The organism is Pokkaliibacter sp. CJK22405, assembly GCF_046614695.1.
Classification (GTDB): Bacteria; Pseudomonadota; Gammaproteobacteria; order Pseudomonadales; family Balneatricaceae; genus Pokkaliibacter.
Map to the genome: position 1 here is coordinate 34,501 of NZ_JBKKHQ010000016.1, position 23,443 is coordinate 57,943.

20 protein-coding genes are annotated in these 23,443 nt (G+C 55.5%); 11 read left to right on the forward strand and 9 right to left on the reverse strand.

Annotation, left to right across the window (positions count from 1 at the left end; translation table 11 throughout):
* Positions 1-50: 50 nt before the first annotated feature.
* Positions 51-944 carry a LysR family transcriptional regulator gene (locus ACKC9G_RS12115; protein ID WP_411405682.1) on the forward strand — a complete coding sequence of 298 codons (894 nt, stop codon included), beginning with the start codon at positions 51-53 and terminating at the stop codon, positions 942-944.
* 47 nt (positions 945-991) lie between these two features.
* On the opposite strand, the gene ACKC9G_RS12120 is transcribed toward ACKC9G_RS12115, so the two are convergent.
* Both ACKC9G_RS12120 and ACKC9G_RS12125 read right to left on the reverse strand, forming a co-directional pair.
* On the reverse strand, positions 992-1,639 hold the full coding sequence (locus ACKC9G_RS12120) for a glutathione S-transferase family protein (protein ID WP_411405684.1): 648 nt from the start codon (positions 1,637-1,639) through the stop codon (positions 992-994).
* Positions 1,640-1,662: 23 nt separating this feature from the next.
* On the reverse strand, positions 1,663-2,685 hold the full coding sequence (locus tag ACKC9G_RS12125; RefSeq protein ID WP_411405686.1) for a YihY/virulence factor BrkB family protein: 1,023 nt from the start codon (positions 2,683-2,685) through the stop codon (positions 1,663-1,665).
* A gap of 185 nt (positions 2,686-2,870) precedes the next feature.
* On the opposite strand from ACKC9G_RS12125, the gene ACKC9G_RS12130 reads away from it, so the two are divergent.
* Positions 2,871-3,299 (forward strand): potassium channel family protein, encoded by a 429-nt coding sequence (locus ACKC9G_RS12130; protein WP_411405688.1) that lies wholly within the window; start codon positions 2,871-2,873, stop codon positions 3,297-3,299.
* 41 nt (positions 3,300-3,340) lie between these two features.
* Here ACKC9G_RS12130 and ACKC9G_RS12135 read toward each other — a convergent pair whose 3' ends face one another.
* Together ACKC9G_RS12135 and ACKC9G_RS12140 are read right to left on the reverse strand one after the other, a co-directional pair.
* Complete coding sequence (locus ACKC9G_RS12135) at positions 3,341-3,877, reverse strand: N-acetyltransferase family protein (RefSeq protein ID WP_411405690.1); 537 nt, start codon at positions 3,875-3,877, stop codon at positions 3,341-3,343.
* The gene (locus ACKC9G_RS12140) at positions 3,877-4,911 is read right to left on the reverse strand and encodes a serine/threonine protein kinase (protein WP_411405692.1); all 1,035 of its coding nucleotides are present in this window, start codon (positions 4,909-4,911) and stop codon (positions 3,877-3,879) included. Before ACKC9G_RS12140 ends, ACKC9G_RS12135 begins: the two co-directional genes overlap by 1 nt.
* A gap of 223 nt (positions 4,912-5,134) precedes the next feature.
* Between ACKC9G_RS12140 and ACKC9G_RS12145 the strand changes: the two genes are divergently transcribed.
* Positions 5,135-5,377, forward strand: coding sequence for a DUF3820 family protein (locus ACKC9G_RS12145; protein WP_411405694.1), 243 nt, complete (start codon positions 5,135-5,137; stop codon positions 5,375-5,377).
* 159 nt (positions 5,378-5,536) lie between these two features.
* Here ACKC9G_RS12145 and ACKC9G_RS12150 read toward each other — a convergent pair whose 3' ends face one another.
* Positions 5,537-6,127 (reverse strand): hypothetical protein, encoded by a 591-nt coding sequence (locus ACKC9G_RS12150; RefSeq protein WP_411405696.1) that lies wholly within the window; start codon positions 6,125-6,127, stop codon positions 5,537-5,539.
* 339 nt (positions 6,128-6,466) lie between these two features.
* On the opposite strand from ACKC9G_RS12150, the gene ACKC9G_RS12155 reads away from it, so the two are divergent.
* The 4 genes from ACKC9G_RS12155 (at position 6,467) to ACKC9G_RS12170 (ending at position 15,263) form a co-directional block, all read left to right on the forward strand.
* Positions 6,467-7,243, forward strand: coding sequence for a response regulator (locus tag ACKC9G_RS12155; protein WP_411405698.1), 777 nt, complete (start codon positions 6,467-6,469; stop codon positions 7,241-7,243).
* Positions 7,236-8,555 carry an ATP-binding protein gene (locus ACKC9G_RS12160; RefSeq protein WP_411405700.1) on the forward strand — a complete coding sequence of 440 codons (1,320 nt, stop codon included), beginning with the start codon at positions 7,236-7,238 and terminating at the stop codon, positions 8,553-8,555. The genes ACKC9G_RS12155 and ACKC9G_RS12160 overlap by 8 nt, the downstream gene beginning before the upstream one ends.
* 393 nt (positions 8,556-8,948) lie before the next feature.
* Complete coding sequence (locus ACKC9G_RS12165) at positions 8,949-13,772, forward strand: NAD-glutamate dehydrogenase (RefSeq protein ID WP_411405702.1); 4,824 nt, start codon at positions 8,949-8,951, stop codon at positions 13,770-13,772.
* 267 nt (positions 13,773-14,039) lie between these two features.
* Positions 14,040-15,263 carry an aspartate aminotransferase family protein gene (locus ACKC9G_RS12170; RefSeq protein ID WP_411405704.1) on the forward strand — a complete coding sequence of 408 codons (1,224 nt, stop codon included), beginning with the start codon at positions 14,040-14,042 and terminating at the stop codon, positions 15,261-15,263.
* Positions 15,264-15,417: 154 nt separating this feature from the next.
* On the opposite strand, the gene ACKC9G_RS12175 is transcribed toward ACKC9G_RS12170, so the two are convergent.
* On the reverse strand, positions 15,418-16,050 hold the full coding sequence (locus tag ACKC9G_RS12175) for a TetR/AcrR family transcriptional regulator (protein WP_411405706.1): 633 nt from the start codon (positions 16,048-16,050) through the stop codon (positions 15,418-15,420).
* Positions 16,051-16,306: 256 nt separating this feature from the next.
* Between ACKC9G_RS12175 and purU the strand changes: the two genes are divergently transcribed.
* On the forward strand, positions 16,307-17,179 hold the full coding sequence (gene purU / locus ACKC9G_RS12180) for a formyltetrahydrofolate deformylase (RefSeq protein WP_411405708.1): 873 nt from the start codon (positions 16,307-16,309) through the stop codon (positions 17,177-17,179).
* Positions 17,180-17,245: 66 nt separating this feature from the next.
* On the opposite strand, the gene ACKC9G_RS12185 is transcribed toward purU, so the two are convergent.
* The 3 genes from ACKC9G_RS12185 to ACKC9G_RS12195 form a co-directional block, all read right to left on the reverse strand.
* Positions 17,246-17,908, reverse strand: coding sequence for a pseudouridine synthase (locus tag ACKC9G_RS12185; protein ID WP_411405710.1), 663 nt, complete (start codon positions 17,906-17,908; stop codon positions 17,246-17,248).
* A 101-nt stretch (positions 17,909-18,009) separates the two neighbouring features.
* Entirely contained in the window at positions 18,010-19,890 is a 1,881-nt protein-coding gene (locus ACKC9G_RS12190) for a methyl-accepting chemotaxis protein (protein WP_411405712.1), read from the reverse strand.
* Between the two features lie 223 nt (positions 19,891-20,113).
* A complete protein-coding gene (locus tag ACKC9G_RS12195) occupies positions 20,114-20,662 on the reverse strand; it encodes a TetR/AcrR family transcriptional regulator (protein WP_411405714.1) in 549 nt (182 codons plus the stop codon).
* Between the two features lie 93 nt (positions 20,663-20,755).
* On the opposite strand from ACKC9G_RS12195, the gene trpB reads away from it, so the two are divergent.
* The 3 genes from trpB to ACKC9G_RS12210 all read left to right on the forward strand — a co-directional run bounded on the left by trpB (position 20,756) and on the right by ACKC9G_RS12210 (position 23,436).
* Positions 20,756-22,006, forward strand: a complete 1,251-nt coding sequence (gene trpB, locus ACKC9G_RS12200; RefSeq protein WP_411405716.1) for a tryptophan synthase subunit beta — start codon at positions 20,756-20,758, stop codon at positions 22,004-22,006.
* A complete protein-coding gene (gene trpA / locus ACKC9G_RS12205) occupies positions 22,003-22,800 on the forward strand; it encodes a tryptophan synthase subunit alpha (protein WP_411405718.1) in 798 nt (265 codons plus the stop codon). The genes trpB and trpA overlap by 4 nt, the downstream gene beginning before the upstream one ends.
* Before the next feature lie 126 nt (positions 22,801-22,926).
* Positions 22,927-23,436 carry a molybdopterin-dependent oxidoreductase gene (locus ACKC9G_RS12210; RefSeq protein WP_411405720.1) on the forward strand — a complete coding sequence of 170 codons (510 nt, stop codon included), beginning with the start codon at positions 22,927-22,929 and terminating at the stop codon, positions 23,434-23,436.
* The last annotated feature ends 7 nt before the right edge of the window (positions 23,437-23,443 follow it).

Genomic DNA, 23,443 nt, shown 5'->3' on the forward strand with positions numbered 1-23,443 from the left:
ATGAAAAGGTATCGGTATTATATAACCTCAGGTTATGGTCTGGAGGGGTTATGCGTTTACGTCATGTGGAGTTGTTGCAGGCTATCCTGCAGACCGGATCTATCAGCTCAGCCGCGCAGTTACTGAATATTTCCCAGCCTGCGGCGAGTAAGGCACTGAGTCATGCCGAGCATCAATTAGGTTATAAGCTATTCCATCGGGTTAAGGGACGTCTTGTGCCCTCCGAGCAAGCCTTGCGTCTGGCGCCTCATGTGGAGAAGGTCTATCAGGCCTTGTCACAGGTGCAGCGTTTATCGCAGCAGCTCGGACAGCCGATTGAACATCCCTACCGTGTAGTCGCAACACCTTCTCTGACGCATTATCTGATGCCTCGGGTGATGGGAGCCTGGTACGCCAGTGCGATGCCGAGTATGGCGCTTGCCAGCCTGCACAGTTATCAGATGATGGAAGCATTGATGCTGGAAGAAGGCGATGTGGGCCTGACCCTGCACCAGCAAACCCACCCCTTATTGCATTCGCAGGTGGTGACGCAAGGCAAGCTCGGGGTTATTGCCCCGGTCGGGACCTGGAGTGATGCCCAATTGCGACAGCCCATCAGTCTTGCCGATTTACTGCATCAGCCGCTGGTAGGTTATGCCCAGGCCGATCCGATGCATGCTGTGATGCTGCCCTTCTGGGAGCAGGCGGGCGTCTTGCCCAACTACATTGGCGAGGTACAAAACTACCAGTTGGCACGAAGCCTGGTGGAGGAGGGTCAGGCCTGGGCCATTCTGGATGAGTTCACGCTGGCGGGTGGGCAGCAGCGCTTCGAGGTGCGCTGGCTGAAAGAATCCGTTCATGTTGCGCTCTATGCGGTATGTCGTCTGCAGGATAAGGACAGCCAGCTGTTCAGCCGCTTCCGTCAGATTCTGATGAATACCTTTGAGCCCATGCGACTGGCCTAGCCGCCGCAGGGCGACCAGGCATTCGTCTGCGAATAGCGAGTGAGTTGCTACTCTACACGTGCCATGGCGCGCTGAAAGGCGCTGTGACTCTTAATGCGTTTAAGATAGCTCAGCAGGTTGGGGTAGTTATCCAGCGAGCGACGCTTCTCCAGCGTCAGAAGTGGAAAGCTCATCTGAATATCCGCACCACTAAGCTGGTTGCCGGCCAGCCATGAGGTCTTTGCCAGCGTACTTTCAATCAGCTTAAGTTGTGGCTCCAGCCGTGGTTGTACAAAGGCATCGCTCATTCCCTCACCCAGCTTGTGGCCGATGGGGCGAATCAGTGCTGGCACCGGGGATTCCCCCATCTTTTTGCAAAGAATCATCACCAGTAGCAGCGGCATCAGGCTGCCTTCAGCGAAATGCAGCCAGAACCGATACGCTTGCAGACCTTCGGGGGTGGCTGGGCGCAGATTTTGCTCTTCGTCATAGCGATCAATCAGGTATTCGATAATCGCACCGGATTCGGCCAGTACCAGCTCATCGTCCGTCAGGATTGGCGCCTTGCCCAGAGGGTGAATCTTTTTTAGCTCCTCCGGGGCGGCCATGGATGGATCACGGGCATAGCGCTTGATCTCGTAACTGAGATCAAGGCATTCCATGGCCCAGGCGATGCGCTGTGAGCGTGAATTCTCAAGATGGTGAAGGGTTAGCATGAAGCATCCTTGTCAAAGAGGGGTCAGGACCCGGTATCGTCATTTTTCAAAGCAGCTTCCTTGTCTGCCTTCTTCTGTTTAGCTGCCGTCTGGCGCTTGGAATGAAGCTGGCGAGAGGCTGTTTTTTCCTTGCGTAGCCGCTCTGTGTACTCTCCCAGATCTTCAAGAGGAATCGCATATCGGTTGGGGTGAATGTTATGGCCGCAGGCCTCGGCATAGACCTGAGTCACTTCTGCCCCGAAGAAGAAAATGCAGGCTGAGTAATATACCCACATCAGAATCAGCACCATGGCGCCAGCGGCGCCGTAGGTGGAGGTTGTACCTTCCCGGCCCAGATAAAGAGATAGCCCAATCTTGCCAAGGGTAAAGAGTACGGCGGTCACAAATGCGCCAATCCAGACATGCATCCAGCGGATATTGGCATCGGGTAGCACCTTAAAAATCAGTGCAAAGAGAACGGTCGTCACACCAAGGCTGATCAGCACGTTCATGCTCTGCCAGAAAATCCCCGGCAGCGGCATCACCAGTGTGAGCCAGCTGGAAAGGCCGGCGATGATGACGGTGATCAACAGAGAAAAAATCAGCAGCATGCCGATCAGGAAAACCATGATGAGCGAGATGCTGCGATCAAGCAGGGCGCCTCGCACGCCACGGCCGGGTTTGCTGGCTATCCCCCACATCATGTTCATGGCTTCTTTCAACTGGCTGAACACGCCGGTTGCGCTGAAAAACAGCAGCCCGGTGCCGAGCACGGCCATAAAGCCATTGAGTTTGACGTGGTGAGTGCTGGCGATCATGTTCTCTATAAGCTGCGAAGCCTGATCGCCGAGAGTGGTTTCCAGCTGCTCCTTGATGGCGCCGTGGGCAGCATCTTCTCCAAAGATCAGGCCGGCGACAGCAATGGCGATGATCATCAGGGGGGCAAGGGAGAAAATGGAGTAATAGGCAAGAGCCGCGCTGTGACGCATTGCCCGGTCATCAATAAAGGCCATGGCGGAGCGTCGCAAAATTTTCCACAGGCTGTACTGGGGCCGAACAGAAGTCATGGGGCAACAAATCCTTTTGGCGGTAAACATCAGGGCCAGACAAGTAAACACAATCGTCAGGCATTGGACTCCAACTGTGCCACTATGTGTGTAACCTTTGCGGGCACCGGCTTCAAGTCCTGCTTACAGACTGAAGCCAACCGGAGCGCCCTTTCAATTGAGCACAACCTGAACAAGGATGTCGGATGCTGATGGTTTTTGCGATAAATGCACTGGTCGTGGCCACCTGTGTGCTGGTGCATTACGAATGTCTTGAACTAATGAGCCGCTGGATTCCACGCTTGCCGTTGCGCCACCGCTTGCGGATTGTGATTGGTGTGTGGGGAGCGCTTTGTGCTCATGCCATAGAAGTCTGGCTGTTTGCTCTGGCTTATGACTGGATGCTGAAGCGCCCCGGCTGGGGAACGCTGACGGGCAATCTTGATCACAGCCTGTGGGATCTGGCGTATTTTTCTTTCACTGTTTTTAGCACCCTGGGCTTTGGTGATATTCAGCCCGAGGGAAAATTGCGTTATCTCACCGGGCTTGAGTCGCTAACAGGCCTGGTGCTGGTGACCTGGACGGCATCATTCCTGTTTCTGGAGATGGAAAAAGAGTGGCGAAAACGGCGCTAGTTACGCCGTCTTTAAAGGGAAAGAGGAGTCACTAGGCTTGCTTACTCTTGCTGGAGCAGTGTTTGACTCAGGTTTTCCCAGTAGAAACGATAAGCCCAGATGCTCGGGCCGCCCTGATGATGGTGCAGGCAACGCTCCACCCGTTCTCCACCCCAGCGCAGATACGAATTAATGGCTGCCCGGTTGCCTTCGGCCACCCACAGATGAAGCGCATTACAGCTCTGAATATCGCGGCACCAGTGCGCTGCATGCTGAGCCAGCTGCCGGCCAAGGCCGCGGCCTTTCATGTCCGGATGCACATGCAGGTTGTCGATCAGGCAGCCCCATTCCTTCAGATCATCGTTGGTGTGACAAAAGATAAAACCAACCAGTGCATCGTTCAGTTCAGCCACGCAGAGATAGCCTTTCGGGGTCGCCAGGGTTTCCAGCCAGTGCTGGCGGTGCATATGCGGCACCTGCTCAGTCAGAAACTGTGCAGGGAAGATTTCCTGCAGGCTGGTCTGCCAGCTCAGGGTATGCAAGGCGGCGATGGCCTCGACATCCTGTTGTGTGGCAAGTCGGAACTGGATACTTGTCATTATTCTTTCCAGAAGTGTTCGGCCGCTTCCAGCGCGTGCCGTTGCTGATGAAGGCTGGTCAGATGGCCAGCCCAGTAATCGTCCCGTCCAAGCCAGGGAAAGTGGATCGGGAAGGCCGGATCATCCCAGCGTCGTGCCAGCCACGCTGAGTAGTACATCAAACGCAGCGTGCGAAGAGCATCAATAAGGTATAACTCGCGACGATCAAAGTCGGCGAAAGTCTCATAGCCTTCCAGCAGTTCGGCCAGCTGCAGGCGCTGCTGAGGGGCATCGCCGCTTAACAGCATCCACAAATCCTGAATGGCCGGGGCCATCACGCTGTCATCAAAGTCGACGAAGTGCGGTTGCTCATCACGCCATAGTACGTTACCGGGGTGACAGTCACCGTGAACCCTAAGGCGCTTGACCTGTCCTGCGGCGGCAAAGTGCTGTTTGAGCAACACCAGTAACTGCGACGTTACCTGTTGATAGTCATCTTTCAGGTAATCCGGCAACAGAGGGCTTGTGAGCAAAAAGTCGCGGCTGTCTTCACCAAGACGTTCAATGCTCAGCTCCGGGCGGTGTTGATATTGAGTGGCGGCACCGGCCAGATGGATACGGCCCATGGCCATGCCCAACTGATAGAGGTGTTCGGGGTTATCCAGCTCGGGAGGGCGGCCACCCTGACGGGGAAACAGCGCAAAGCGAAACCCCTGACTGTTAAATAGCGTCTGTTCAGGTGCCAGAGTTTCGGCACTTTCTGCCTGATAGCGGCTGACCAGCTCCTCTGCCGATAATGGCGCGACCACAGAAAGTTCCTGTTCGGCCAGTTGGCGGCAGAACTGATGCTCTTCGAGGATGGCCTCATCACTCCAGCGCAGGGGGCGATAAAACTTGGCGATCAGCGGCTGGTGGCCTTCGATCCCGACCTGATACACACGGTTTTCATAGGAGTTCAGAGTAAAGAGACGAGCATCACTGAGCAGACCGGTGCTTTCCACCGCATCCAGCACCACTTCCGGTGTCAGGGCTTCGTAGGGATGGTGCTCACTCATGCTTAACTGCTGCTCCGGATCGTGCGTTGACGCAAACAGAGTGCTGTCTGCATCCTTAAAGATGGAAGCAGGATTGTAGGAGCTGGGCGTTCAGAATGCCAACGCTGGCGAGATAAAGCCCAGGCTAAGCGCGGTTTGCGCTCGAAACACTTTTGCCGCAGACCTGGCCTCGCCATAATGGCGGATCTTATTTCCAGAAACTTTACGGTAAACAGGAGCTGTCATGGCGGAATCGCCGTTTCGAGATGATCTGCTAAATCCGCAGAACCTGATGAAAATCGCTCGTATGCCGATGCCCTTTGGCAAGTATGAGGGTCGTGCGCTGATTGATTTACCGGAAGAGTATTTACTCTGGTTTGAGCGAAAGGGGTGGCCAAAGGGCGAGATCGGTCAGCTACTGCAGTTGTGCCTGGCGATTCGGATTGAAGGTCTGGAGCAGGTCGTAAGACCACTTAAGCAGTCCTGAAATTATTGCGCAGTAACATAGAGAGAGTAGAAGGGGCGCCTGCCACTCCTCTGGCTGGCGCCAATAGGTCAGGCCCGTGACAAGTACCTGACCTCATGGGGACTGAAGGGGATCATCGCCGGATGCCCCCTTGGTCCGACGATCACAGCACTGCGCGCATCAGGATTTAATGAAATTGCGCAGTTCTTTGCTGCTCAGTTGCCCGTCCTGATTGGTATCGAGTTGGTCAAAGTGCTGGGACAGTACCGGGAAACTGTCTTTAGCTTCCTCTTTCGACAGCATGGAATCATGATTGCTGTCCGCTTCTTCCCAGCGCGCTTTCAGGGCGGCGGTATTTTCTTTGACCGCAGTCTGATCCTTAAGTTTCATCGGGGATTTGATTTTCCCCTGAAGCTTATCCTTCTGCACACTGGCCCAGTAGGCGCTACCTTCTTTGGTAGTGACGTAGCCGTCTTTATTGGTATCCATGGAATCAAAGTAAGCGGCCATCTGTGGTGATTGCGCGGCCATCTCTTCTTTGGACAGTTGCTTGTCGCCGTTTTTGTCCGCCTTTTGCAGAGTCTGCGACCATTCCGACTTGCCTTGCTGCATCATCTGATTAATGTCGCTGCTGGAAGTCTGCGCCTGTGCACTGATGCTCAGCGCGGTCAGTAAGCCGCCGCTTAGCAAGGTGGCTACACCCAGATGGCGCTTGCGCAGGTTCCGGGTTTTGGCGGCGTTTGAGGTCGACAGCGTTTTGCGTAAAGTCATTGAGTCACTCCTTTTACTGAACAGGGGCGTCAGGTGTGAATGTGAATCCCGCCGCATTAAACGCCTTTTGGCGTAATGGCTTTGCCGGTAAAGCCCTGACGCTCTGATCTTCCATCAGGCACATCCTGTGATGCGCTGATGGTTATATCCTGCCGTCACTCGGACCCGACTCCCAGCGCCAGAGGGTTTCCTTGCTTGGCGCGATGTTTCAAACCTTGCGCAGACGTTTCCTGGCTTGCCGCAAAGTCTGGTCGTCATGCGCTGTAACCTAATGACCGCGCAGGCGTTGGCGGCAGGCGCTATGATGGCTGTCATTATGTAGAGGGGGATAAAACGCAGATGAGTACTGCAGACCTTAACGCCCAGGCAGGCAATAGCACCCAGCAGGAAAGTACCCAGGATCGCGGCAAACTGCTGATTCTGGATGATGAAGCCGACCTGCGTGCGCTCCTGAGCCGCTACCTTGGCGGACGAGGCTATCGGGTACGTCAGGTGGAAAATGCCAGTCAGCTGGACACTGCACTGAGCCGTGAGAGTTTTGATCTGCTGATTCTGGATGTGATGATGCCTGAGGAGGATGGCTTGTCGATTTGTCGCCGCCTTCGTAATGCCGGTGAAACCATTCCTATCATTATGCTGACGGCCCGCGGCGATGCTATCGACCGTATTGTGGGTCTGGAAATGGGCGCGGATGACTACCTGCCCAAACCCTTTGAACCCCGCGAACTGCTCGCACGTATTGAAGCCCTGCTGCGCCGTCAGCACATGCTCGGTGCCCAGGTACGCAAACAGTATGAGCGCGCTGTGCAATTTGGCCCCTGGCGCTTTGACCCTTTGGCCCGCGAGCTTTGCCGTGATGGTGAGTCCATTCAGGTACACAGCAGTGAGTTTGAACTGCTGCGCGCGCTGGCCGCCAATGCGGATCGTCCTTTAAGCCGAGAGCGTTTGATTGAGATCAGCCGTGGCCGTAACGCAGAAATGACCGAGCGCTCGGTGGATGTGCAGATCATGCGTTTGCGCCGGATTCTCGAGGACAATCCAGCCGAACCCAAATATGTCCAGACCGTCCGCTCCCTGGGCTATGTGTTGGTAACGGGTCAGGGGCATCATGACTGAGGCGGGCCGGCTGAAGCGTTTCTGGCGCTGGGCGATTGGCAGTCTCTTTGCCCGTAATCTCTGGCTGCTGGCAGTGCTGATGTTGTTTGCCCAGTTTGCCAGCCTTGAGATTACCCGTGAGTTTATTCAGAAGCCGATGACCCGCGAGCTGGTCTCTCTGGTGTCGCGACAGCTCACCGCAGTGAAAGCGGCAATGTCCGTGCTGCCGGTCGAGCAGCGGGATGCCTTTGTCGAGGCTTACAACGCGGAGTCAAAGAAGACCGAACCCCGGATTGGTGGTCTCTTTAATGTGCCCATTCTTCAGCACCTGCTGGTTCACAAGGCCTCGCGCAATCTGAAAAGTGCGGATATGGAGATGATCGTTCGGCAGGATGAGCCCGGCTATCTCTGGATTCGCATGCCGCTGGACGGCAAGGTTTACTGGCTGATGGCGACAACGTCCGAGCTGCCGTTGGGCTTTTCCGGCGTTGCCATCGTGATCTGGGGCTCTGCGCTCTTGTTGGCGTTATTGGGTGCCTGGTATTTGCAGCGGTTGCTCAACCGGCCACTGTCACGATTGGTGCAAGGCTCTAAAAGCCTGACACTAAGTCGGGGTATTGAACATTTACCCGAGGAAGGACCGACGGAAATTCTGGAGGTCACCCGCGCCTTTAATCAGATGTCCCGCTCCCTGAGCGAACAGGAAGAGGAACGTACACTGATGCTGGCAGGGGTTTCCCATGACCTGCGCACGCCGCTGACAAAAATGCGGTTGGCGGCGGAAATCATGGAAGATGTTGCCGATGAGGAAATCATCCGCAGCATGCGCCAGAGTTGCAGACAGATGGACAGCATTATCGATCAGTTTATGGATCTGGCCGGCCTTGGGCGGGATGAGTCCTGGGAAGTGCGTGAGTTGAGCGAAGAGGTCATGGCCGTACTGACGCTGACGGACGACAGCGATATTCAGGCAAGCCTTACGCCCAGCGGTAACTTTCGCGTTATGCCGCGAGCCTTTTCCCGGGTGCTGCTCAATCTCATCGAGAATGCCAGACGTTACGGCAAGGGGCCGATTGAGGTCAGTACCGGTCAGAGTGAACAGGGTCTGTGGATTCGTATCGAAGATGCAGGCCCGGGCATTGCTCCTGAGCAGCAGCATGAAGTCCTGAAGCCGTTTGTACGCGGTTCTTCATCGCGTACCGGAACGCCCGGTGCCGGGCTGGGGCTGAGTATTGTGCAAAAGATCATGCAGTTGCACGGCGGCGATACCCGTTTGCAAAACCGGCCAGAGGGCGGTCTGCAGGTCACATTGCTGTTTCCACCGGTGCTTTAACGCGCCGTTATTGTCTTTCTTCTGGTGGCCGTGCTCTTGACTGTAACCTCTTGTTGCATGGTCACTTTTTCTCTTCCAGACCGCCATGCTTCGCGGCTTTCGGTCCCCGCCGGTCAAACCGGTGTCGTATTTATTTAACTCCCGCACTACCTTTGTAGACTTGATTCTTCGATAATTGTGCGCCATGCGATGATTCCGTCTCGAAGTTTCCGCTAGGCTTTAGCTACACTTCCAGAAAAAAGCATCGCAATGTGCTGTCAGGTCGATGAGAAAAATCTGGTCAGGTCTTCACTGGCACGCCTGCGCAGCCACGCACACGATAATGACTACCATGGGATGGGGCGACCGACGGGTCGGTCTACTGAGTCTGCACAATAAGAAGTTGAAAGCACTATGCACAGTCAAAACAGTAAGAAAAAGGATGCCATTGCTCGCGTCGTCGCGTTAATGGAAGAGCGTCTGTCGGAAGGTCATAAGAAGCCATTGCTGGCGCTGACCGACATGTTCCTCTCCGAGACCAGCGCCAAGGAGCTGCAGCGCATCTCCAGCGAAGATCAGTATGGCGCCGTCCTCAGCCTGTGGGATTTCCTGCAGCATCGCCCCGCCGGGCAGCCTATCGTCCGTGCCTATAACCCCAACTATGAAGAACACGCGTGGCAGTCAACTCACACCATCGTTGAGATTGCCACCAATGACATGCCTTTCCTGGTCGCTTCCCTGACCATGGGCTTTAACCGTCTGGACATGGCCATCCACATGACGACTCACCCGATTATTGCGGTGGTGCGTGATGACAAAGGCCAGATCGTTTCCCTGCATGACCGTTATGACGCGCCCGAGAATGCACATCTGGAAGCCATCATGCGCTTCGAGATTGACCGCCAGAGCGAGCCGGAAGTGCTGGAGCGCATTGTCGAGGAAGTGCGTCAGGTCATTTATGACGTGCGAGTGGCCGTGGAAGACTGGCCGTCCATGCGCAGCAAAATGTCGGAAATCATCGAGCGTACCCGCGCAGTGGATCTACCCCTGCGTGATGATGACCTTGAAGAGTCCCTGTCCCTGCTGGACTGGATGGTCGATAACCATTTCACCTTCGTTGGTTACCGCTATTTTGACCTTGAGCGTAAGGACGATGCCCAGTGCGTACTGCATTTGAAGCCTGAGGCTTGCCTTGGAACCTTCCGTGATGTCTCTCATTTCAGTGAAGAACGTCTGCACGTCAAGCTCTCGCCACGTCTGTCTGAGCTGGCGGTAGAGCCGTCACTGCTGATCATCACCAAGTCCACGTCGCGCTCCACCGTCCACCGTCCGGCGCACCTGGATTATGTGGGTATCAAAGCGTTTGATGATCAGGGCAATGTCATCGGTGAGCACCGTTTCTTCGGTCTCTTCACCTCTGATGCCTACTCCATGCGTGTGAATGAGATTCCACTGCTGCGCTTGAAAGAGCGCCGTCTGCTTGAGCATCTCAAGGTGCCGCTGAATACCCACAAGGGTCGTCTGCTGTCCAATATTCTGGACAACTTCCCGCGTGATGAAATGCTGCAGGCCAGCCAGAGCGATCTGGAAGAAACCGTGCGCGGCATTCTGGAACTGGAAGGCCGCAAGCAACTGCGTCTTTTCACCCGTACTGATATTTATGGCCGTTTTGTCACTGCGCAGGTGTACGTTCCCAAGGACCGTTACAACACTGAACTGCGTCTGGTGATGGAGCAGCTGATGCTCAAGGAATTCAAAGGTGTCTCCATTGAGTTCAACGTGCGTCACATGGAAGGCGTTCTGGCGCGCGTCCACTTCACCATCCATACCCGCGATGCCCACGAGCTGAGCTTCGATGTGGAAGATCTGGAAGCAAGGATGGCAGAAGCCATGCTGTCCTGGGAAGACAAGGTTCACGTGGCCCTGCGTGCCAAGGTTGGCGAAGAAAAAGCCAACAAGCAGCACAAGGCCTATCAGAATGCCTTCCCCAGCGCTTACCGTGAAGACTTCACTCCGAACCGTGCGGTTCAGGACGTGCTGCGTCTTGAGTCCCTGACCGAAGCCGCGCCGGTTTCCACCTATCTTTACCGTCCGCTGGAAAGCTTCGGTGATGATCTGCGCTTCAAGGTCTTTGGTCGTGGTCCGATCATGGCTCTCTCTGACGTGTTGCCAGTGATGGAAAACATGGGCGTTCGCGTGATTGCTGCGCGTCCTTATGAGATTTCTCCCTCCGAGCGTGAAGAGCGCTGGATTCTGGACTTCGATATCAGCTCCCGTACAGGTGAGCCACTGGATGCCGATGAGATCCGTGACCTGTTTCAGGACACCTTTACCGCGGCCATTGCCGGTCAGGTGGAGAACGACGGCTTTAACCGTCTGGTGATCAGTGCGGGTCTGGACTGGCGCACCGTGGTCATGCTGCGTGCCGTGGCCAAATACCTGCTGCAGATCCGTGTGCCTTTCTCTCAGGCGTACATGGAAGAAACTCTGCTGCGCAACGCCAATATCACCCACATGCTGGCGGATCTCTTTATCGAGCGTTTTGCGCCGGGTAAAGGCCGTCAGGGTGAAGCGGATCAGCTGGTGGCGCGGATGGAAGAGGCGCTGGAAAGCGTCAGCAATCTCGACGAAGACCGCATTCTGCGTCACTTCCTGTCGGTGGTTCAGGCCATGCTGCGTACCAACTTCTATCAGCCTGATCAGGACGGCAACAACAAGGGCTATGTGTCTTTCAAGCTGAACCCTGAGCTGATTCCTGCGGTACCGCTGCCTCGTCCCAAGTTCGAGATCTTTGTTTACAGCCCCTGGGTTGAAGGTGTGCATCTGCGTGGCGGTAAAGTCGCCCGTGGTGGTCTTCGCTGGTCTGATCGTCGTGAGGATTTCCGTACCGAGATTCTAGGTCTGGTCAAAGCCCAGATGGTCAAGAACGCGGTTATCGTGCCGGTGGGCGCCAAGGGTGGTTTTGTCTGCAAGCAGATGCCCGCCAATGCCAGCCGTGATGAAACGCTGGCCGAAGGTATCCGTTGCTACCAGACCTTTATCCGCGCACTGCTCGACATCACCGATAACCTGGTGAAGGGCGAGATTGTGGCGCCAGCGCACGTTACCCGCTACGACGAGGATGATCCCTATCTGGTGGTGGCCGCCGACAAAGGCACCGCGACTTTCTCGGATATCGCCAACGCCATTTCCAAAGAGTACGGCCACTGGCTGGGTGATGCTTTCGCCTCGGGCGGTAGTCAGGGTTATGACCACAAGAAGATGGGTATCACCGCGCGTGGCGCGTGGGAATCCGTCAAGCGTCTGTTCCGTGAACAGGGCCACGACAGCCAGAGCCAGGATTTCACCGTAGTGGGTGTGGGCGACATGGCCGGTGACGTATTCGGTAACGGCATGCTGCTGTCACGCCATATACGTCTGATCGCTGCCTTTAACCACATGCATATCTTCTTTGATCCAACGCCGGATGCGGCTTCTTCCTTTGAAGAGCGTCAGCGCATGTTTAACCTGCCACGCTCCAGCTGGGCGGATTACAACAAAGAGCTGATCTCAAAAGGTGGCGGTATCTTCGAGCGTAGCGCCAAGTCCATTGCCATCAATGCCGAAATGCGTGCGGCACTGGGGATTGATGATGGGGTTACCCGCATGACGCCCAACGAGCTGATCAGCGCGATTCTGAAAGCGCCGGTGGATCTGCTGTGGAACGGCGGTATCGGTACTTACGTGAAGAGCACCAGCGAAACTCATGCGGATGTGGGCGACAAAGCCAACGATGCGGTTCGTATCGATGGCCGTGAGCTGCGCTGCAAAGTCGTCGGCGAGGGCGGTAACCTCGGCTTCACCCAGAAAGGGCGTATCGAGTTCGCGCAGAACGGTGGTTACATCAACACCGATGCGATCGATAACTCCGGTGGTGTCGACTCCTCTGACCATGAGGTCAACATCAAGATTCTGCTGGGCGCCATTGTGGATGGCGGCGACATGACCGAGAAACAGCGTAATGAGCTGCTGGCGTCCATGACTGATGAAGTCGCGGAACTGGTGCTGCGCCATAACCGTGGTCAGAGCAACATCCTGAGCCTGAGCAAACGTCTTGCCCGCCTGCGTGTCAGTGATCAGCAGCGCCTTATGCATACGCTGGAGCGTGAAGGTCGTCTGAACCGCAAACTGGAATACCTGCCTGAAGATGATGTCATCAGCCAGCTGATCAAGGATGCCAAAGGCCTGACCCGCCCGGAAACGGCGGTACTGCTGTCTTACGCCAAGATCCGTACCTTTGATGAGCTGAGCCATGCTGATATCGCTTCTGATGAGTATCTGGTGCAGTCACTGGCGGAATACTTCCCGACCGCACTGCAGAAGCAGTTCACCCAGCAGATTGGTCAGCATCCGCTGCGCAACGAAATTCTGGCAACGCACCTGACTAACCAGCTGCATAACCAGATGGGTATTACCTTCTGCCATTACCTGCAGGAAGAAACCAACGCCAAGACCATCGACATCCTGCGCTGCTGGATGGCGGTGCGCGAGATTTTTGATACCAACTCTCTGGTAGCGGAAATCAACGGCCTGCCTAATGACTTTAGTGATGAAGTTCTGGCTGACATGCAGTTCAAGCTGAATGATCTGATGGGCAAAGCCACCCTGTGGCTGCTGCGTTCACAGAAAGCGCCTTACGATGTACAGACGCTGATTAACCAGTACGCACCAGGCATTCGCACGCTGGCAGAAAGCCTGCCGACCATGCTGTCTGACGAAGCGCTGACCGCGCATCAGGAAGCGGCTGCCCACTGGTTGGAGAATGGTGTTTCCGGTCCAATGGCGCTGCGTCTGGCTGGTCTGGTCTGGCTGTCTTCGGCACTGGATATCGTTCGTGTTGCCGGTGAAACTGAAGTCTCTGTCAGCGAAGCGGGTAAAGCCTACTTCTCCCTGGATGTGGAACTTGAGCTGCATTGGCTGCGTCGTGCCATCCGTGGTCTTGCGCAGGATGATCTGTGGCAGCGCAAAGCCCGCGCCACCCTGCTGGACGAGCTGGATGGCGTACTGCGCGGTCTGTGTATCAGCCTGATTCAGGGCTCTGGCGAACAGGTGCCTGTGGACTTCCTGCCAGAGTGGCTGGAAGAGCACAAAGAAGGCGTTAATCATTGTGCCGACGTCTTTAAAGGCCTGCAGTCAGCAGACCGACACAATCTGGCGATGTTGTCCGTTGCCGTCGGTGAAGTTCGACAGCTGCTCTAATCCGGCAGTGAACTGACCAGAACCGCCGGCTGTTAATGTCGGCGGTTTTTTTTGCTCTGAAAACGGCCCTGGTCCCAGAGCGTGGCGCTCTGGCCAGGGCTATTGCAGGTAGAAACGCTGAAATCCCTGTCGCGAACCTGCAATCATTTGTTGTCCATTGACGATATAAAGTACAGGGAGTACAAACACGGTTTGCCTTGCACGTATGCAGGGCAAGATAGCAGGGCCACGTCGTGCTCTGCGCAGAACAATAGGTGAGGAAAGGCAATGTCCACTACACAGGTTACACGGTCGACGTTTGATGACGTCATGGTTCCTAACTACAACCCTTCTGCCATCGTGCCCGTTCGCGGTGAAGGGTCACGAGTATGGGATCAGGAAGGCCGAGAATACGTGGATTTTGCTGGCGGTATCGCCGTGACCTCACTGGGCCATTGCCATCCTGCGATGGTGAAGGCACTGACAGAACAGGGTAACAAACTCTGGCATCTGTCTAACGTCATGACTAACGAGCCTGCGCTGCGTCTGGCGGCCAAGCTGGTTGAAGCGACTTTCGCGGACAAGGTGTTCTTCGCCAACTCAGGCGGCGAAGCCAATGAAGCTGCTTTTAAACTGGCGCGTAAGTACGCCTATGACAACTTTGGCCCTGAAAAGAACGAAATTATCGCGTTCACCAACTCCTTCCACGGCCGTACCCTGTTCACCGTCTCGGTCGGTGGCCAGCCTAAGTACCGTGTGGGCTTTGAGCCCGTCCCGGCGGGCATCAACCATGTGCCCTATGGTGATCTGGAAGCGCTGAAAGCGGCAATCTCTGACAAAACCTGCGCGGTGGTCATGGAGCCGATTCAGGGCGAAGGCGGTATTCTGCCTGCGACAGTTGAGTTTGCTAAAGCCGTTCGTGAGCTGTGTGATGCCAACAATGCTCTGCTGGTCTTTGATGAAGTTCAGACTGGTATGGGTCGTACCGGCGCACTCTTTGATTACATGAACCTGGGTGTCACTCCGGACATTCTGTCTTCTGCCAAATCACTGGGCGGTGGTTTCCCCATTGGCGCGATGCTGGCAACTGACAAGGTCGCAGCCAGCCTGAACTTTGGTTCTCACGGCTCAACCTACGGTGGTAACGCGCTGGCTTGCGCGGTAGCAGAAGCAGTTCTCGATGAAATCAACCGTCCTTCCGTACTGGAAGGCGTCAAGCACAAGCACCAGTTGTTCCGTGAAGGTCTGGAAGCCATCAACGCCAAATACCACGTGTTCAAAACCATTCGTGGTAAAGGTCTGCTGATTGGTGCTGAAGTGAGTGAGAAATACGTTGCTGACTTCAAACGCTTCGTCACCGCAGGTGCTGAAGAGGGCGTGATGTTGCTGACTGCCAGCACCAACACCCTGCGTTTTGCACCTTCATTGGTCATCCCGGATGAAGACATCAGCGAAGGTCTGGCACGCTTTGAGAAAGCCGTTGCTAAAGTCGTGGAAGAGCTGGGCAAGTAAGGTCTTCGCTTTTCATCGCACTTTGCGATAAATAAAAACGCCACGCTGTGAAAACAACGTGGCGTTTTTTTATGGTCAATTTTTTACTCAGCTATCGCTAAATGCGTTTCCGCCAGAACTGTCAGCGCCGAAAACTACTCGGGCAGCGCAGAAACTACTCGGGAGCATAAGCCCGCAAAAACATGGCGATGGTTTCCTGCAGGTAAATATCAAAGTCTTCCGGTAATGGCCCTTTGGACAAGCCCAGCTGACGGAGCAGCTTTTCACGGCCGGTGAGCATGCTCATCAAATGGGTAGCGGCCATTTCCGGGCGAGGAATACAGAGGCGCTCGGCCTGATGAAGGCGCGTCAGATAATCGCAAATCTTGGTGTAAATCTGGGCGGGGCCGACCTGATAGAAACGAGCAGAAAGATCGGGCTGATGCTCGGCACTGTTGATGCAGGTGCGCATCACCTGTACGGCGTCATCACTCAGGACCAGTACCGTAAATATTCTGGCAAAGCCCATGAGTGTTTCCGCCATAGGTGCCTTGGGGTCCAGCTCCAGATGGAACAGGCTGGAAGCCTCGCACTTGGCTTCAATCGCTTTGACGTAAAGCTCATCCTTGCTGCCAAAATGGCTGTAGACCGTCTGCTTGGAGACATCAGCATCCCGGGCGATGGTATCCATGCTGGTGGCGAGAAACCCCTGTGAGCAGAACTGGTCGATCGCGACTTCCAGAATGCGCTGGTGTTTCTCTTCGCTGCGTGAGCGCTGGCGGGTTGCCGTCGGGCTTGAGTCAGTCATTACGTTCATCGCTTAAAAGAGAGTCTGGCCATTTTACTGCAATGTAGAGGCCGATGGGCAAGGCAGGCGCTAATCGCTCTCAAAACGACGCGTTGCATGGATTAGACAATCGCCATGAAGACGCGCTTTGCACCGATTTGCGGTGATGGAGACGGAGGAATTCCGGTTTGCCGGTAGAGCTTGGCGCGGCTTCGGGGTATAACAGCAGTTCCCTGTGAATACCCGGCCTGAGGTCGGCGCAAAAGATTCGGAAATCATGAAGCCTGCGTTGAATGCTCCCTCGTTTATTCTCACTGCCACTTGCCCTGCCTGCTCCGGCATTGTGGCGGCGGTATCGTCCTATCTGGCTGAACATGGCTGTTACATCAGTGAACTGGCGCAGTTTGATGATGAGGACAGCGGCAAGTTTTTTATGCGTGCGGTGTTCCGTCAGGATGCGACCTCGACCAAGGGCAGTGATGCCATTCGTGCGGGTTTTGCCGTGGTGGCGGAGTCGTTTGGGATGGATTGGAACTGGGTCAACGCTCAACAGCCCTGCCGCGTACTGATCATGGTCTCGCGTTTTGATCACTGCCTGCGCGACCTTTTGTATCGCCATCAGAAAGGTGAGCTGAACATGGAGATCACGGCGGTGGTGTCCAACCATCTGGATTTGCGTCCGATGGTCGAGCGGGAAGGGATTCGCTACATCTATCTGCCCATTTCCTCGGCTAACAAAGCGCAGCAGGAAAAAGCACTGCTCGACATCGTTGAGGACACCGGCACCGAGCTTGTGGTGCTTGCCCGTTATATGCAGATTCTTTCCGACGACCTGTGTCAGCAGCTGCGCGGCCGGGCCATCAATATCCATCACTCCTTCCTGCCCGGCTTCAAGGGTGCCAAGCCTTACCATCAGGCCTATGAGCGTGGCGTGAAGCTGATTGGTGCCACTGCGCACTACGTCACGGCAGATCTGGACGAAGGTCCGATTATTGAACAGGACGTACAACGGGTGGATCACACCTTCCGCCCTGATGCACTGGTGGCGATTGGTCGTGATACCGAAACGCAGGCATTGGCGCGGGCAGTGAAGGCGCATACTGAGCACCGGGTGTTTCTGGATGGCAATAAGACGGTGATGTTCCGCTAAGGCAATTCATGTCTTGCGACAAGGTGCGTGGCTCAGGCTCTGCGCCTTTTTTCTTTTCAGGTGTCCTCAAAAAGGAATGGGGCTGAATAACTGAATTCGCTCGCCGCTGTGAGGATGATCAAAGGCCAGCATTGCGGCATGCAGCAGCAGTCGGGGCGCAGCGTCAAACGCCGCCGGATGGGCATAAAATTCATCGCCCAGAATAGGGTTACCCAGCGCCATCATATGAACTCGCAACTGATGAGATCGTCCGGTAATCGGGGTCAGGCGAATCTGCGAGTAACCCTCCTGCCGGGACAGCACCTCATAACGGGTTTGCGAGGGTTTGCCATGAACAAAACAGACCTTTTGACGCGGGCGGTTGGGCCAGTCGCAAATAAGTGGCAGATCAATCACCCCGAAAGGCTGTTGTGGCGCGCCGAATACCCGGGCGCGGTATTCCTTCTCCACCCGGCGTTGCTCAAACTGGCGCTTGAGCTTGCGCTCAGTCGCGGTATCCAATGCGATGATAAGCAGGCCGCTGGTGGCCATATCCAGCCGGTGTACCGCCTGAGCATTGTCAAAGTGGCGACGCAGACGGTGAATCACACTGTCATTCAGGGTCTTGCCCGGTACCGATAATAGTCCGCTGGGTTTTTCGACGACAACAAAGCCTTCATCAGCGTAGTGAACGCCGAGGTCCAGAGCATGGGAAAGTTCAGCCAAAGTGCTGGTGACGGGGGAAAGCATCAAGCGAAAATCTGTGTGTAAGTGCCGGCAAGCAAGACTGCCCGCACAGGGGCGGGCAGTCAAGGAAACACGCCTGATGCTGCCTTGGGCAGCGCCGTGCTTTACAAGGTGAAGCGACTGGAGGACTTGTTCAGATTATTCACCTGACTGGCCAGTTGTACGGTCTGAGTTTCCAGCATGGTGCGCAGCTCTTTGGTCTCACCCATATGGCGATTGATATCTTCCATTTTGCCTGCGATGTCATCCGTCGTTGCCGAAATTTCTTCGACAGCCACCACGACCTGATCCATCTCGGCGGTCAGTGAGTCCATGCCCTGGGTAATCGAGCGAATGGCGCTGGCCACCTGACCTGCATGGGATTCCCCTTCTGCGGCCAGACTCAGACCATTCTCCATCAGCTTGCCGATTTCGCCGGTGTGCTGATTGAACTCGTTAATAATGCTGGCAATGTTGGCGGTTGCAGAGACGGTTTTCTGAGCCAGTGAGCGAACCTCATCTGCCACCACCGAGAAGCCACGACCCGCGTCGCCTGCGCGAGCCGCTTCAATGGCCGCGTTCAGGGCCAGCAGGTTAGTCTGGTCGGCCAGGCTGTTGATCACATCAATGATACTGGAGACCTTGTTGCTGGACTGACTCAGCAATTCAACCTGCTGGTGGGTGTGTTGAATCAGTTCCGAGAGCTGGTGCATGGACTCAGCGCTATTGGCAATCACCGAAGCGCCGGACTGGGCTGAGTTGTTGGTGTCCTGGGTGGTCTTGCTGACTTCGGAGGTGCGACGCGCGACTTCGGATACCGTCGCTGAAATCTGATGTGTTGCCGAGGCGGCTTGTTCGGTCTGCATTTCCACCTTCTGGCTGGTGTCGGCCAGAGAGGTCATCGCCTGATCAAGATGTCCGTGCAGTGCGGTCAGTGAACGATTGCCGTTCAGTACTTCCTGAATCAGGGCAGAGATCCCGGTGATCATGCGATTGGCCGCATTGCCGAGCTGGGTAAACTCATCCTTGGGATTGTTGTTGGTTTTCATGCTGACGTTGAGATTACCGGCGGCGACCTGCGTCAGCAGCTCCTGCGTCCGGCGAATTTGCAGCACCAGCACGCCGGAGATGCGCCACAGGGTCAGAATCAAAATCAGCGCGACCACGACGGACACGACGATGAGCAGCCAGGATGCTGAGTTGCGTGCGTGCTGCGCATCGGCAGTGGTCGTGGCAATGATCCCTTCACGCAGGGACTGGTTCTGGGCTTCGATCGTGCTTTCCAGGCCAGAGCCGGTCGCATTAATGGCTTTCTGGAGCTTGAAGACCTGCTGAATGGTGGTGTGCGCCTGAGCAAAGGCCTGAGCATACTCATTCACCACCTTACCAATCTGGGTGTCTTCCCATTGCAGCTCTTTTACGCGTGCCTGCAGGGTGGCAATAGCTTCCTGGGATTGCTTGGCAAAGGTCGGATCAAAGGTGGAGAGATAATCGCGCTGGTTGTTAACCGCCGTTTCAATATCGTCACGGATCAGGCTCAGAGAGATACCCTGCAACGCCTTGCCAGCATCGGCCAGGGCTTTCCACTGGCCGGAGAAGGCATCAAAGCCGAGCGCTGACTTCTGCTTTAGCCATTGCTGGCGCAGGTCGGCATAGGTAGCGACGTTGTCCTTGAGTTGATTGGCGGTTTGTTCCAGCGAATCGTCATGAAGGTTTTCTGCCTGAGTGACCAGGCCGTCAGCGGTTCGCTGCAGCTTCTGCAGTCGTTCGGCGAAGGCGTCAGTCGTTGCAGGCGTCAGGTTGTCACTGGCGGCCTCAATTTGCAGCCAGCGGCTGAGCAATTTCTGGGATGCCGATTCGTACATGCTGGCATCCTGGCGGGACTGGAGGGAGTCACTGATACGGAACATGCCCCAGAAGGCACTGCCAATCAGCAAGGCGAGACCAATGAGGGTAACCCCCATCAATCCCCAGAATTTTTGTTTCCAGGAAAGGGATAACAACACCTGCCATTCTCCTTATTATTTATGAGGCTTAGCCAGTACAGGTATATCCGTGCGAAAGCCCCGTGAGACGGGCGATAGCGGTCGGGTATGACAGCGGCTTTCTGATCGGAAACACATTGTCATACGAAGGCGAGGATCATAAAGATTAGGTGAAATTTCCAGCCACTTGGTTGAGATCTATATGAATCAGTGCGTTGTTGTCATGGCAACAATAGCGCAGAAGTCAATTTACCTCTTGAGGAAGAAAACGACTGATGCTGTCGATCTGTTTTAACAGTTGCTCTCGGGTCGCGGCAGGTTGCGCCATCAAGGGAAGGTTCACCAGCCCCTGAAAACAGAAGCTATCGACCAGCAGGGCAAAGGCATCATTGCTGTGCTGAAGCTGCAGCAGCTGTTGGCGAAAATAACCATCAAACTCCCGGAATAACTCTTCTGCATCCCCAGTCATCTTGTGGCGCTCCCCCATCATCACGCGATACACCGCCAGATGGTGCTCTGCTGTCATCCAGAGTAGCCAGTAATCCACGCGCTGCTGCCAGGTGCAGTCCGATTTCGAGCTGAACTTCATCTGTTTGGCCTGCTGATAGAGAGTATCCAGCGCCGCGCACCAGAGTGCCTGCTTAGTGGGGAAGTTACTGTACACCGTCGGTTTGGATACAGCGGCTTCCTGCACCACCTGATCAATGCTCGTTCCCTGATAGCCCAGAGCGGCAAACAGGGGAATGGCGATATCAATAATATGCTGACGTTTTGACGGCCTTCCGCGGGCCATAAGCAAAATTCCTGCGACAGACGGCTTGACGCCGACAGGGAATGAGGATTAATTTAACTAAACGGTATGGTTAAATTAATCGAGGTTGTTCTCATGATGAGTGATAAGGGTTACTACGGTCAATATGGCGGCAGCTATATCCCCGAGATTCTCTTTAGCAGTCAGCAGCAGATCCAGCAGGCCTTCGACGAGGCGCGTCAGGATCCGGACTTTCTGCAGGCACTCCATCATGAGTGGCAAACCTATTCCGGGCGTCCGACACCTGTCACCCATTGCCAGCGATTGAGTGACAAACTCGGCGGCGCCCAGATTTATCTCAAGCGCGAAGACCTTAACCACAGCGGCGCCCACAAGATGAATAACGTGATCGGCCAGGGCTTATTGGTCAAACGGATGGGTAAGCGCCGGGTGATTGCCGAAACCGGTGCCGGTCAGCATGGCGTGGCGACGGCACTGGTCGCTGCCCGACTGGGGCTGGAGTGTACGGTTTATATGGGCGCGAAAGACGTGGCTCGTCAGTATCCCAATGTATTCTGGATGCGTCAGTTAGGTGCGACTGTCGTCCCCGTGACCACAGGCTCACAGACCCTCAAGGATGCGCTGGATGAGGCCTTGCGTGACTGGTCAGCCAGTTATGAGGATAGCCACTATCTGATTGGCACGGCCTGTGGCTGTGCGCCTTTCCCGGAAATGGTTTCCTTCTTTCAGTCAGTGATTGGTCAGGAAAGCCGCACGCAGATGCCGGTACTGGCAGGTCAGCTCCCGGACAAAGTCTATGCCTGCGTCGGGGGAGGCTCGAATGCCTGCGGTATGTTCCTGCCTTTTGTGGACGACCAGAACGTTGAGCTTGTCGGTGTGGAGGCCGGCGGCAAAAGCCATGCGCCGGGTGAGCATTCGATTCGCCTGTCGGATGGCCTTGGCTCCTTCGGCATTGCCCAGGGCTATGCCACCCAGTTTCTGCAGGATGAGAATGGCCAGCTGTCGGAGACTCACTCCATTGCTGCCGGACTCGACTATGTGGGCGTCTCGCCCATTCTTGCCCATCTGGCAGAGGAGGGCAGGGTGACCATGACCTACGCCCAGGATGATGCGGTGATTGAAGCAGCCCGGATGCTGATGATGCACGAGGGTATTATTCCTGCGCTGGAATCCTCCCATGCGCTGGCGGCAGCCATCGCCGATGCGCCAATGCTGGATAAGGACACGCATTTGTTGGTGACCCTGTCAGGCCGCGGCGACAAAGACATCTTCAATATGGCAACGGCGATTCGTGACGATGCCTTTCCCACATTTTTGCAGGAGTTCTGCCAGAACTACGCTCAGACCGAGGAGGGCGAGGTATGAAGCCGCTAAGTGCCTACATGGATCAACGTCTGCATGAACGCCGCCGCTCGGGTGAAACCCTGCTCATGACCCATGTGGTTTATGGCTATCCGAGTGTCGATGAGAGTCTGGCGCTGATGGAGCATCTGCTGGAGCAGGGCGTCGCATTTCTGGAGGTCCAGTTTCCGTTTTCTGATCCCGTGGCGGATGGCCCGGCGATTGTGAATGCCTGTCACCGGGCACTGGAGAATGGCCCCTTGCCACTGGTCGACTGTCTTGAGTCTCTGGGCAAACTGCAGCGACGTTTCCGCCAAAGCCGGATTGTGCTAATGAGCTATCTGAATCCGCTGTATCGCTTTGGTCTAACCAAACTGGTCGACAGCTGTGCAGAGCAGGGCATTACCGGGCTGATTATTCCTGACCTGCCACTTGAGCAGGCAGGGGCATTTCGTCAGGACTGCGAAGCTGCAGGCATCAGCCCCATCTGGATGGTGACCCCGGCGACGCCAATATCACGTTTGAAAGTGATTTGTGAGGCCGCTGATGGCCTGCTTTACTGCGTCAGTCGTGCGGGTGTCACGGGGAGTAACCCGGATGCCGTGCAGCGTTCACAGGAGGATTATCTGCAGGCAGTCAAAACACTGACGGCCACCCCTCTGGCGCTGGGTTTCGGGATACGTTCAGCGGCTCAGGTGAGAGAGGCCAGCCAGCGGGCTGATGTGGTCGTACTGGGTTCTGTGCTGCTGGATGCCTTTACTGCGGGGGGAATTCCCGCCGTGGACGCCACCCTTAAACAACTTGTCGCCGAAGAATGAGATTTAAGCGCTAGAACCACAGGAAAGGCTATAGCCTTGGTTGGGCTTTGTGTCAAAATGTCACCACTGCCGGATTGAAAGTCATAAGAGTCAGTCGGCTGTTGATCAACAAGGCATGGAGTCTGAATGATGAAGCGATTGATCGCCTGGCTGGGGGCTGTAGCCCTTCTCCTGTGTGGTAATGCTTTCGCCGGTGATCTGGCAACCCCCGCAGGTGAGGTGTTGCTGTCCGTTAACGGTGAAATCGCCCACTTTAATACTGATCAGGGTGCGGACTTTGACCGTGCCATGCTTGAGCAGTTACCACAAACCGAATTCGACACCACGACTCCGTGGACGACCGGTGCCCACCATTACAAAGGTGTACTTCTGCGTGATGTGCTGACGGCGGTTGGTGCCAGCGGGGATCGTATCGAAGCCCGCGCTCTTAATGACTACCAGACCGTACTGGAAGGTGAAACGCTGGCCAAATATCCGGTGCTGATTGCCATGGAAGAAGACGGTCAGGTGCTGACTGTTCGCCATAAAGGGCCGCTCTGGGTCGTCTTCCCCCTCTCCGATTATCCTGAGCTGGATGTTGCCAGTGTTCACAGTGCCATGATCTGGCAACTGCGCAGTCTGGCTGTGCTGCCATAATCGGGCT